The sequence below is a fragment of the Tabrizicola sp. T74 genome, assembly GCF_057219935.1.
The window spans coordinates 358,042-369,969 of record NZ_JBXVVT010000002.1 but is presented as its reverse complement, the minus strand read 5'-3'; the positions used below and the strand labels follow the sequence as shown (position 1 = coordinate 369,969).

9 protein-coding genes and 1 pseudogene are annotated in these 11,928 nt (G+C 64.8%); 8 read left to right on the top strand and 2 right to left on the bottom strand.

Going from position 1 to position 11,928, the window contains the following annotated elements; genetic code table 11:
* Positions 1–144: 144 nt before the first annotated feature.
* Together AC2EAL_RS08515 and AC2EAL_RS08510 are read right to left on the bottom strand one after the other, a co-directional pair.
* Positions 145–264 (bottom strand): annotated as a pseudogene (locus tag AC2EAL_RS08515) (IS5/IS1182 family transposase); the annotation flags it as partial.
* Between the two features lie 543 nt (positions 265–807).
* The gene (locus AC2EAL_RS08510; RefSeq protein WP_484723766.1) at positions 808–1,302 is read right to left on the bottom strand and encodes a hypothetical protein; all 495 of its coding nucleotides are present in this window, start codon (positions 1,300–1,302) and stop codon (positions 808–810) included.
* 196 nt (positions 1,303–1,498) lie between these two features.
* Between AC2EAL_RS08510 and AC2EAL_RS08505 the strand changes: the two genes are divergently transcribed.
* The 8 genes from AC2EAL_RS08505 (at position 1,499) to AC2EAL_RS08470 (ending at position 11,699) form a co-directional block, all read left to right on the top strand.
* Positions 1,499–2,218 carry a FadR/GntR family transcriptional regulator gene (locus AC2EAL_RS08505; RefSeq protein WP_484723765.1) on the top strand — a complete coding sequence of 240 codons (720 nt, stop codon included), beginning with the start codon at positions 1,499–1,501 and terminating at the stop codon, positions 2,216–2,218.
* Positions 2,215–3,861 (top strand): amidase, encoded by a 1,647-nt coding sequence (locus tag AC2EAL_RS08500; RefSeq protein ID WP_484723764.1) that lies wholly within the window; start codon positions 2,215–2,217, stop codon positions 3,859–3,861. Before AC2EAL_RS08505 ends, AC2EAL_RS08500 begins: the two co-directional genes overlap by 4 nt.
* Positions 3,862–3,959: 98 nt before the next feature.
* A complete protein-coding gene (locus tag AC2EAL_RS08495; protein WP_484723763.1) occupies positions 3,960–5,504 on the top strand; it encodes an ABC transporter substrate-binding protein in 1,545 nt (514 codons plus the stop codon).
* 55 nt (positions 5,505–5,559) lie between these two features.
* Positions 5,560–6,501 carry an ABC transporter permease gene (locus AC2EAL_RS08490; protein WP_484723762.1) on the top strand — a complete coding sequence of 314 codons (942 nt, stop codon included), beginning with the start codon at positions 5,560–5,562 and terminating at the stop codon, positions 6,499–6,501.
* 5 nt (positions 6,502–6,506) lie between these two features.
* Positions 6,507–7,322 carry an ABC transporter permease gene (locus tag AC2EAL_RS08485; protein WP_484723761.1) on the top strand — a complete coding sequence of 272 codons (816 nt, stop codon included), beginning with the start codon at positions 6,507–6,509 and terminating at the stop codon, positions 7,320–7,322.
* Positions 7,323–7,331: 9 nt separating this feature from the next.
* Complete coding sequence (locus tag AC2EAL_RS08480) at positions 7,332–9,137, top strand: ABC transporter ATP-binding protein (RefSeq protein ID WP_484723760.1); 1,806 nt, start codon at positions 7,332–7,334, stop codon at positions 9,135–9,137.
* Positions 9,138–9,147: 10 nt separating this feature from the next.
* Entirely contained in the window at positions 9,148–10,320 is a 1,173-nt protein-coding gene (locus AC2EAL_RS08475; protein ID WP_484723759.1) for a M20 aminoacylase family protein, read from the top strand.
* An 11-nt stretch (positions 10,321–10,331) separates the two neighbouring features.
* Entirely contained in the window at positions 10,332–11,699 is a 1,368-nt protein-coding gene (locus tag AC2EAL_RS08470; protein ID WP_484723758.1) for a dipeptidase, read from the top strand.
* The last annotated feature ends 229 nt before the right edge of the window (positions 11,700–11,928 follow it).

Here is an 11,928-nt window from a genome sequence, read left to right as displayed (position 1 = left end):
CGGAAGAGAACTGACATTGCGTCAGTGGTGGACGGTTTTGCAGCGCGACCTTCGCGCGGGAATGCAGTGGCATATCCCCTTGTTCTTCAGCGCCGCCCGAAACCATTCGGCATCGTGGTGACGGTCGGTGACCTGTCCTGCAATCATGAAGACAATTCCTGTTAGCACCCATCTGTCATCGACTCTCGGCTTGCACCGTCTCCTGTGGATGAACGCCCTCAGCTGCTCCACCCGCGCGTCCGTCAGCCAGAACAGGCTGCTCAAAATCACTCCCGTCTGCTAGGGAGCTTGAATTACGCAGGAACTGCAGCCTCAACCAGAGTGATCAGTGCTGACCCTCTAGGGTGCGTCCATTCCCAAAGTCCCCGCCGCATCAAGCCCGCGAACTGGTTTGCGGGCTACCGAGCTGCAGTAGGAACTGCATCAGTCTTTCGCCGGCCTGCGTCGGGCTGAGGTCCTCCGGCCGAAGGTCACATCCCCATCGGCTGGTGATCTTCCCCGGAAAGTGATCCACCAGCGATCCACGCTTGCTATGGACCTTGGCTAGTGAGGCCAGAGTGACCACACAGCCAAGGCCGGCAATAGCCATCTCCAGCGCGACGTTCGAGCTGTCGGTCTTGCGCCCCTGAACCAGCGGCAGGTCGAGGATCCCGTGGTGACGGGCGTACGAATGGCGTCGGGGCCGGTCAGGAAGTCGGGGCGGCCGACCACGACCAGAAGCTCCTCACCCAGGCTCTGGCCGACAAGCGCCTGGCTGACGTGGCGGGGAATGATCCTGAGGTCGACGATCTGTTCGATGGTCTCTGCCTAGATCGTCGCGTGGTCGGTCACTTCGACTTCCAGGTTCTCTTCTCGGTAGGCGACCAGCCGCCCGCGCAGCCAGGTGGTGGTCAGGCTCGCCGGGCAGGCGATCGTCATTTCCTTGCGGTGCTGGACCGTCTGCACCTGCCCCATCGCCACGTCGATCTGCGCCAGTGCTCGCTGCAGGTGCGGAAGATAGACTGAGGCGACCTCGGTCAGCATCAGGCTGCAAGGGGCGCGGTAGAACAGGGGCCGTCCGATGATCTGCTCCGCCACTTGTTCCAGCGAAAGCGTTCCCGAGATCCGGCTGCGGCCGGATATGCTGCAACGTACGGCGCGCTCCCTTAGCATACGAATCCGACAAGTCGAGAACGGCTTCTGGCCCTCGCCGATGTCGGCCATGCCTGCGTGCAGGCCCGCCAACGCCTGTCCGACGATATCAACGAGGAAGTCGACTTTTCGAGCTACCCTGGCGGGCCAGACCTTGGCGATGCCGCTCATCAATCCAGACTTGGTGCGCAAAACGGGGGCAGGACGCCGTGGCCCTGCCTTCGCGTTTCACTGCTGCCTGCTTTCGCGGCAACTGCATATTCGTATGCAAAGCCTTCGGTCACCCGCTCTATCCGCGCCGGAATGCAGTTGACAGAATCAGGCAGGAAATCCCTCATCGGTGAACCAAGTCAGGATTGGTTCACCGATGCCGACACCCCGCCGCAATCCGGTCGTGACCGACAGCGCCAATGTGGTGCGGGCGCGCCTCTTGGCGATGATCGAGAGCGGAGGGCTTCCAGCAGACGGACGGCTTCCAACCGAACGGGACCTGTCGGACAGCATGGGCATCGGGCGGCGGGCGGTGCGCACGGCACTTGAAAGTCTGCTGGCCGAGGGGCTGATCTGGCGCAAGCAGGGCAAGGGCACTTTCGCCGGACAACCCCCCGACAAGACCCAGCTTCTCGCGGCCGAGATCGTGGGCGAAACCAATGTCGCGGAGGTGATGGAGGCGCGCCTTTGCATCGAGCCGGTCCTGGCGGCGATGGCGGCGCGCCACGCCATGCCGACGGACATCGACCGGATGCGAAACCTTGCCACGCGGATCGTGCAGGCTAGCGACCCCGATTCCATCGAGTTGTGGGACGGAGCGCTGCACCGGCTGATCGCACGGACGGCGCGCAACAAGCCGCTCCTCACCGCCTTCTCGATGATCGACGAAATTCGGGGCAACCCGGAATGGCGGGGTGTCCGGCAGAAGGCGCGCTCAATGCGGTCGCTGCAGGACCGCAACGACGAACATGTCGAGATCATCACCCGGATCGAGGCCGGGGACGCCCCCGGAGCCGAAGCCGCGATGCGCAAGCATCTGACGATCCTCGCCGACAACCTGAACCGCATCCTTTCCCCGGACGGAGGCCCAAAGTGACCCAGATCACTGTCGAGACGATTGTGGCCGCCGAACGGCTGATGGGGGTGGAGTATACGCCCGCCGAACGCCAGTTGATGCTGGACAACCTTGAAGGCCAGATTGCCTCGGCTGTCGCGCGGCGTGCTGTGCCGTTGGCGAACCATGTCCCAATGGCGATGCGCTTCGATCCGCGCTTGCCGGAATTCGCCATGCCGCATGGGGCGGACGCGCTGCGACTATCGCCCGTCACCGCTCCGCTGCCCAAAGCGGACGAAGACATCGCCTTTGCCCCTGTCACCCACCTGTCCGCCTGGATCAAGTCCGGCCTGCTCACCAGCCGCCGTCTGACCCAGATCTACCTGGACCGGATCGACGCGCTGGACCCAAAGCTGGAATGCTGGGCCCAGGTGACGCCGGACCTTGCGCTGGCCGAGGCTGATGCGGCGGATGCCCTGACCCGTGGCGGGGTCAACCTTGGCCCCTTGCACGGCATCCCCTATGGGCTGAAGGACCTCTTTGACGCCAAGGGCACGATCACCGGCTGGGGGGCCGAGCCGTTCCGCGACCGCATCGCGGACAGCGACGCGACCATCGTGAAAAAGCTGCGCGCGGCGGGCGCGGTGCTTCTGGGCAAGACCACGGTGGGTGCCTTGGCCTACAACGACATCTGGTACGGCGGGGTGACCCGGAACCCGTGGAACCTGAACGAAGGCTCCTCGGGCTCTTCTGCCGGATCGGCCAGTGCGACGGCGGCGGGGCTTTGCGCCTTTGCCATCGGAACCGAGACGCTGGGTTCGATCACCTCGCCCAGCCAGCGTTGCGGCACGACGGGCCTGCGCCCCACATTTGGGCGGGTCAGCCGGGCCGGGGGCATGGCGCTGTGCAACTCGCTCGACAAGGTCGGCCCCATCTGCCGGTCGGTGGAGGATACGGCGATCGTCCTTGCCGCGCTCAACGGGGCGGACCCCGCCGACCGCTCGACAGTCGCGGCGCCCTTCGTCTTCGATGCCGGGGCCGATTACAGCCGGCTGACCGTCGGCTACCTGCCCGAGGCCTTTGGCGAAGGTGCCACGACGGTGGACCATGCCGCCCTTGCCGCCATGCGCAAGCTGGGCGTGAAAGTGGTCGAGACCAGCCTTCCCGACCTGCCCTACGGTGCGCTGATGAACATCCTTTTTGCCGAGGCTGCCGCAAGTTTCGAGGACCTGACCCTCACCAACCAGGACGACACGCTGACCTGGCAGGACGCGGCCGCCTGGCCCAACGCCATGCGCAAAGCGCGCTTCCTGTCCGCCGTGGACCACGTGCAGCTGGACCGCCTGCGGTACCTGGTGATGCAGGCGCTGGACGGCCTTTTCGGCCAAGTCGACGTGCTGATCGGACCTTTCATGACCGGGCCGATGCTGATCGCGTCGAACTTCACCGGACACCCCTGCCTGCATCTGCGGGCTGGCTTCGAGGACTTGGGAACCCGAAGCCCCGCCTCGCTCGCGTCAGGCAAGCTGACCACTGGCGAGGCCGCAGGGGGCAAGACTTACACCGTGCCGCAGGGCATCTCGCTTTGGGGACGGCTGTTCGACGAGGGACCGATCCTGCGCCTTGGCATGGCGCTGGAAGCAGCACTGGACGTGGCAGGGATACGGCCCGGATTGCCGGAGTGAACCAACGACCCGCAGTCCATGCGGGCAGACGAAAACGGGGCCGTGGAACCGGCCCTTAACCAAAGTCCGCACCCGCGGCCAACCAACAGGGAAACGACATGAAGCGCAGGGAATTCCTTCTGAACTCGACGGCGGTGATGGGTGGCAGCGTGCTCATGGGCGGCTTCGCTCTGCCCGCGCTGGCCCAGGACACGCCGGTTTCGGGCGGCACGCTGATCTGGGGCCATTCCGAGACGACGCAGAATCTGGACATGCACCAGACCGGTACCGCATCGTCGGGCCGCGTCCTGCAGAACATCCATTCGTCCATCGTCACGGTGGACGCGAACCTCAAGGTCATCCCCGGCCTGGCCGAAAGCTTCGAAGTGGCCGAGGATGGGCTGACCTACACCTTCAAGCTGCGCCCGAACGTGAAGTTCCACAACGGTGCGACGATGACCTCGGCCGACGTGAAGTATTCCTTCGAACGCTGCAAGGACCCGGCCACCGGCGCGGTGAACTTCGAGGTGTTCAACAACGTGGCCGCAATCGAGACGCCCGACGACCTGACCGTCGTGATCAAGATGAGCGCGGTGAACGCGCCCTTCCTGTCGCGTCTGGCCGAGAACGGCGCGGGCGTCATCATGCCGGTGGACAGTGGCCCGACGCAGGGCACCAACCCGATGGGCGCCGGTCCGTTCAAGTTCGACAGCTACGAGGTCGGTACTGTCGTCAAAATGTCCCGCTTCGACGACTACTGGGACGGCCCCGCCTACCTTGACGCCGTGGAAGCGCGCGAGATCACCGAGCCGACCACCCGCCTGACCGGTCTTCGCACCGGCGAATTGCACATGATCAACGACATCCCGCTGGACCGTGTGGGGGAAATCGAAGGCGATGCGGGGCTGCAGGTGAAGAAGTGGTTCCCGCTGAACTTCGACTTCATCAACATGAACCACACCTTCGAGCCCTTCAAGGACAAGCGCGTCCGCGTGGCCTTCGACATGATCATCGACAAGGAAGCGCTGATGCAGGGCGCGCTCTGGGGCCAGGGGGCGACGACCGCCTCGCCCAGCTTCCCGACCGATGCCGCCTACAACAAGGACCTGGTCCAGCGCCCGCAGGATATCGAAGGGGCGAAGGCGATGCTGGCCGAGGCGGGCTATCCCGAAGGCAGCCTGAACATCGTCTTCAAGGCCACGACGAACTACCCCTACCACATCGAGACCGCGCAGATCCTGGTCGAATGGTTCAAGATGGCGGGCGTCAACCTGACCATCGAGCAGCTGACATGGGCCGACTGGCTGTCGCAGTGCTGGGTCGACAAGGACTACCAGATGACGATGATGAACTTCTTCACGCTCTGGGAAAGCGACTTCCTGTATTACTCGGTCTGGAACTCGAAGGGTGCGTTCAACTACCGCATGATCTCGGACCCCGTGATCGACGAGCTGACGGAAAAGGCCCGCGTCACGGTGGACGACGCCGCCCGGGCCGAGGTCTACAAGGCCGTGCAGAAGCAGATCTTCGACGAGGCGCACGATATCCTTCTGTGGTTCCGCAACGGCACCATCGGGGCGCAGCCCAAGGTGATGGGACTGGATACTGTGGTCCATCCGAACGGGTCGAACCTGAACTTCCACAAGGTCTGGCTCTCGGCCTGACGCCTTTCCGGCGGGCCGACGCCCGGCCCGCCGGTCCCCCCTTGGGTGCATCGCCATGACCTATGTCCTCAACCGGCTTCTGTCGGTGATCCTGACGCTGTTCCTGATCACGCTGGTGACCTTCGCCGTCACTAACATCCTGCCCGGCGACGTGGCGATGATGATCATGGGCACCCAGTCGAACGAAGCCGCGCTGGAGGGCCTGCGCCAGTCGCTGGGCCTGAACGACCCGCTCATCGTCCAATACGGGCGCTGGATCGGCGGGCTCTTGACCGGGGACCTGGGGAATTCGCTTATCTTCAAGAAACCCATTGCCGAGCTTCTGGTGCAGAAGGCCGTGGCCTCGGCGATCATCGTCGTGATGTCGATGACCATCGCCCTTGCCCTGGCCGTGCCGCTGGGCGTCTGGGCCGCCGTCCACCGTGACAAGTGGCAGGATACCGTAAGCTCTTCAGCCTCGCTGATGGGCGTGTCGCTGCCTGATTTCTTTTGGGGGATCGTGATGATCCTCGTCTTCGCGCGCTGGCTGGGCTGGTTCCCGTCCTCAGGGATCGTCGAGCCATCCGAGGATTTCCTGGGTGCCCTCCGCTACGCCTTCCTACCGTCCCTCGCCCTCGGCCTTGGCCTCATGGCGCATCTGACACGGATGACGCGGTCCACGATGACCGGCATCCTGGGACAAGAGTTCATCCGGGTGGCCCGCGCCAAGGGCCTGACCGAGCGCACCGTCATCTGGCGTTATGCGCTGGCCAATGCGATCGGGCCGGTCATCACCATCGCGGGCTTGCAGATCGGCTACCTCTTCGGGTCGATCATCGTGATGGAAAGCCTCTTCGGCTATACCGGCATGGGCTGGTTGACCTATCAGGCGCTTCTGAACCGCGATCTGCCGCTGATCCAGGCCACCGTCGTCGTCATCGCCGCCGTGGTGATGATCACCAACCTCCTCGTCGATCTCCTCTACGTCCTGATCGACCCGCGTGTGAAGCTGGGGTGAGGGGGATGAAGCGCTTCAAGACCACCAAGGGCCTGATCGGCATCGTTCTTCTCACGCTGATCGCCCTTGTCGCCATCCTTGGCCCGATGATCCTTCCGCCCGATGCGGCGACCAAGATGGACATGCTCGCCCGCCGCTCGCCGCCGACCTGGAACCACCTTCTGGGGACCGACCAGCTGGGCCGCGACATGCTCTACCGCGTCATACTCGGTGCCCGGACCTCGCTGGAGATCGCCGTGTCCGCCGTCCTGATGAGCATCGTCCTCGGCCTCCCCCTCGGCCTCGTCTCGGGCTATTTCGGCGGCTGGATCGACAACGTGCTGATGCGCCTTGTCGACACGCTGCTGGCCTTCCCGGCCCTCCTCCTGGCGCTCACCATCAGCGCGGTCCTTGGCCCCAACGTCCAGAACACCATCATCGCAATCGGCGTCGCCTTCACCCCCTACCTTGCCCGCATCATCCGGGGCGAGGCGCTGAAGGTCGCGCAGATGCCCTATGTCGAGGCCGCCCGCGCCTCGGGCACGACCGACGGGATGATCATGCTGCGCCACGTGCTGCCGAACATCCTGCCGGCCGTGATCGTACAGGCCACCATCAGCCTTGCCTTCGCGATCCTGGCCGAAGCCGGGCTGTCCTTCCTCGGCCTCGGAACCCAGCCCCCCGCCGCAAGTTGGGGTCTGATGATCCAGGCCAGCCGCGACCAGCTGGACGTGGCGCCCTGGACTGCGCTTGTGCCGGGGGCGGCGGTGGCGCTGACGGTCCTGGGCCTCAACATGTTCGGCGATGTCCTGCGCGACATCCTTGACCCGAAGTCGAAATAGGGGGCGGCGATGAAGGACATCGTTTCGGTCGATCACCTGCGGGTCGAATTCGCCACCGACAGCGGCCCAGTCGTGGGGGTGGAGGATGTGTCCTTCACCATCGCCCCTGGCGAGACCGTCTGCGTCGTGGGTGAAAGCGGGTCAGGGAAATCCGTGACCTCCCTTTCGTTGATGCGGCTGGTGGAATTCGGCGGGGGCACCATCGCCGCGGGACAACTCCGCTTCCGCCGCGAGGACGGCACCGAGCTTGACGTCGCCGCCGCCTCCCCCGCCGTGATGGGCGAGGTCCGCGGCAACGAAATTGGGATGATCTTCCAGGAGCCGATGACGGCCCTGAACCCGGTCTTCACCATCGAACGCCAGCTGACCGACGGCCTCATGCTGCACAAGGGCCTGAGCCAGGCCCAGGCCTCCGCCCGCGCGCTGGAGCTTCTGAAAAGCGTCCGCATCCCCGAACCCGAACGCCGGTTGAAGCAGTACCCGCACGAGCTTTCCGGCGGGATGCGCCAGCGCGTGGTGATCGCGATGGCGATGGCCTGCGAACCGAAGCTTCTGATCGCCGACGAACCCACCACCGCGCTTGACGTGACGATCCAGGCGGAAATCCTCGCCCTCATCAACCGCCTGAAGCGCGAGAACGGGATGGCGGTCCTGTTCATAACGCACGACATGGCGGTCGTCGCCCAGATGGCCGACCGCGTGGTCGTGATGTATCGCGGCAAGATCGTGGAGACGGGGACGGTCGACCAGATCTTCACCGCCCCGAAGGAGGATTACACCAAGGCCCTCCTCGCAGCCGTCCCGAAACTTGGCGAGATGAAGGGCAAGGCCGCCCCCGAACGGATGCGCTTGATCGGCGACGAAGCAACGCCCCCGCGCCCTGCCAAGACGCGGAAGCCCGAGGTCCTGCTGGAGGTCAAGCACCTCACCACCCGTTTCCCGGTCAAGGGCGGCATCCTGCGCCGCACAACGGCCCAAGTCCACGCGGTCGAAGACGTCAGCTTCACGCTCAATGTCGGCGAGACGCTCGCACTGGTGGGCGAATCCGGTTGCGGCAAGTCCTCCTGCGGCCGGTCAATCCTTCGTCTGGTGAGGCCCACCAGCGGCGAGGTCTGGATCGGCGGCCGCGACATCGGCGCGCTCAACCCCCACGACCTGCGCCGCGCACGGGCCGACATGCAGATGGTCTTCCAGGACCCCTTCGCCAGCCTCAACCCCTACCGCCGCCTCAAGGACCAGGTGGCCGAACCCATCGTCAACTTCGGCCTCGCTTCCGGCACCGAACTCAAGGCCCGCGTCGAACAGCTTTTCGACCGCGTCCACCTTCCCCGCACCTTCATGAACCGCTTCCCGCATGAGCTTTCCGGCGGCCAAAGACAGCGCGTCGCCATCGCCCGCGCGCTGGCCGTGAACCCAAAGCTTATCGTCGCGGACGAGGCCGTCTCCGCCCTCGACGTCTCGGTCCAGGCGCAGGTCCTGAACCTGATGATGGAGCTGCAGGAGGACCTTGGCCTCTCCTACCTCTTCATCTCCCACGACATGGCCGTCGTCGAACGCATCGCGCATCAGGTGGGGGTGATGTATCTGGGCCGGATCGTCGAAATCGGCCCCCGCGCGGCGATCTTCGACAACCCCACCCACAGCTACACCCGGCAGCTGCTCTCGGCGGTCCCTATCGCCGACCCCGCGAAGCGCCGCTTTGCCGAGGATCTGGCCTTCAAGCCGATCAAGTCGCCGATCTTTCCGCTGGGGCACCAGCCCGCCCCATCGGTCTATACCGAAGTGGCCCACGGCCACTTCGTCCTGCAGGACTAGGGAGGAAGACATGCCGATCAAGAACCGTCTGGCCGAGATGCAGGCCGAGATCACCGCCTGGCGGCGGGACCTGCACGAAAACCCGGAGCTGATGTACGACGTCCACCGCACCGCCGCCACGGTCGCCGACCGCCTGCGCGAATTCGGCTGCGACGAGGTCGTGACCGGCATCGGCCGCACCGGGGTCGTCGGCGTGATCAAGGGCAAGACCGACACGCACGGCCATGTCGTGGGCCTCCGCGCCGACATGGACGCGCTGCCGATCCTGGAGGCCACGAACCTTCCCTACGCCTCCAGGACTCCCGGCAAGATGCACGCCTGCGGCCATGACGGGCACACCGCGATGCTCCTCGGCGCCGCCAAATACCTCTGCGAAACCCGCAACTTCGACGGAAAGGTCGCCGTGATCTTCCAGCCCGCTGAGGAAGGCGGCGCGGGGGGCGAGGCGATGGTCAAGGACGGCCTTATCACTCGCTTCGGGATCAAGGAGGTCTACGGGATGCACAACTCCCCCGGCCTGCCCGTCGGCCAGTTCTCGATCAAGCCCGGCCCATTCTATGCCGCGACCGACAACTTCACCGTCCATTTGCGCGGCAAGGGCGGCCACGCCGCCTATCCGCACCGGACCGTCGACACCACCGTCATGGCCTGCCAGACCGTCATGGCGCTGCAGACCATCGTCTCGCGCAACTCCGATCCCTTGGAGTCTATCGTGGTCTCCGTCACCTCGATGAAGACCGAGTCCGAGGCCTGGAACGTCATCCCCGAACGCGTCGAACTGCGCGGCACGGTGCGGACATTCGACGCGGGCATCCGGAAGCTCGCCGAGGAACGCTTCCGCGCGCTGGTCGAAGGCACCGTGGCGGGCTTCGGCGGGTCGGTGGAGATCGAGTGGAAACCGGGCTACCCCGCGATGGTCAACGCCGACCACGAAACCGAATTCGCCGCCAAGGTCGCCGAAAGGATCGGCGGCGCGGGGTCGGTAGACGCGAACTGCCCCGCCATCATGGGCGGCGAGGATTTCGCCTACATGCTTCAGGCCGTCCCCGGCGCCTATATCCAGGTCGGCAACGGCGACACGGCGGAAGTCCACCATCCCGAATACAACTTCAACGACGACGCGATCCCCTACGGCGCCTCCTACTGGGCGGAACTCGTCGAAACCCGCATGCCCGCGGCCTGAAAGGAAACATGATGGACTGGTCCGACTACCTCGACGCGCATCAGGCGCGCTTCGTGGATGAACTCATCGACTTCGTCCGCATCCCCTCGGTCTCGGCCGCGCCCGCGCATATCCCCGACGTGGTAGCTGCGGGCGAATGGGTCGTCCGTCGCCTGCAGGCGGCGGGTATGGAGAACGTCCGCATGATGCCCACGGACGGCCACCCGGTCGTCTACGCCGACTGGCTGCACGCGCCGGGCAAGCCCACGATCCTCATCTACGGCCATTTCGACGTTCAACCGGCCGAGCCCTTCGACCTGTGGGAAACCCCGCCGTTCGAACCGCAGGTGCGCGACAACAAGGTCTGGGGACGGGGCGCTTCGGACGACAAGGGGGGAATGCTGATCCCGATCCTGTCGGTCGAGGCGATGCTGAAGACAAATGGGCGCCTGCCCGTCAACGTGAAGATGTTCTTCGAGGGGCAAGAGGAGATCGGCTCCCCCCACCTGCCGCCGTTCATAAAGGCGAACGGCGCACTTCTGAAAGCCGACATGATCTTCTCCGCCGACGGTAGCCAGTGGGGCGAGGATCAGCCGAACCTGATCACCGGCCTCAAGGGCCTTGTGGCGGCGGAGATCACGGTCAGTGGAGCGAAGGGCGACCAGCACTCTGGCCAGCAGGGCGGGGGCATCGCCAACCCGATCCAGGGTCTGGCGCAGATCATCGCCTCGATGAAGGCCCCGAACGGCAAGATCACCGTGCCGGGCTTCTACGACGACGTCATCGACCTGACCGTCGAGGACCGCGCCGCCTTCGCCCGCATCCCTTTCGACGAGGCCGCCTATGTCGCCGAACTCGGCGTCCCAGACACCTTTGGCGAGGAAGGCTACACCACCCGCGAACGGCTCTGGGGTCGGCCCACGCTAGATATGAACGGCATCTGGGGCGGCTGGCAGGGCAGCGGGATCAAGACGGTCCTGCCCGCCGAGGCCCATGCCAAGATCACCTGCCGCCTTGTCGCCAATCAGAAGCCCGATGCGATCTTCGACCTTCTGCGCGCCCATATCGAGGCCTCCTGCCCCAAGGGCCTGCGCGTCAGCGTCAAGCGCCTGCCCGGCAGCGCCGACCCCTTCCTTGTCCCGCCCGGCCACAATGCCAGCACGGCGGCGGCCCGGGTCCTGACCGAGGTTTACGGAAAGACGCCCTACGTCACGCGGACCGGCGGCTCGATCCCCGTCATGTCCATGCTTCTGAACGAACTCGGGGTCCACGCCACGGTCTTCGCCTTCGGAATGAACGACGAGAATCTCCACGCCCCGAACGAGTTCTTCCGCCTGTCGAACTTCCGGACCGGCCAGACCGCATACTGCAAGCTTCTTGAAAGACTGGCAGCAAGCTAAGGGGTCGTCCCGGCCAGATCCAGGAACAGGACGAGGCCACATAGGCCGGAACAATCATGAAGCAATTTTACGGAAACTCCGTCGGGGTGCAGGTTAGGTTTTGAAAAACATACAAAAAAGGTGATCTCCGCACGGCGTGGAAAGGTCAATCGGACTGCCAAATCGCCAGATCCGGAATGAGATCATTAAGGATTGTCTGCGAATGCTGCTTCAAGTCGACCCTTCCCAT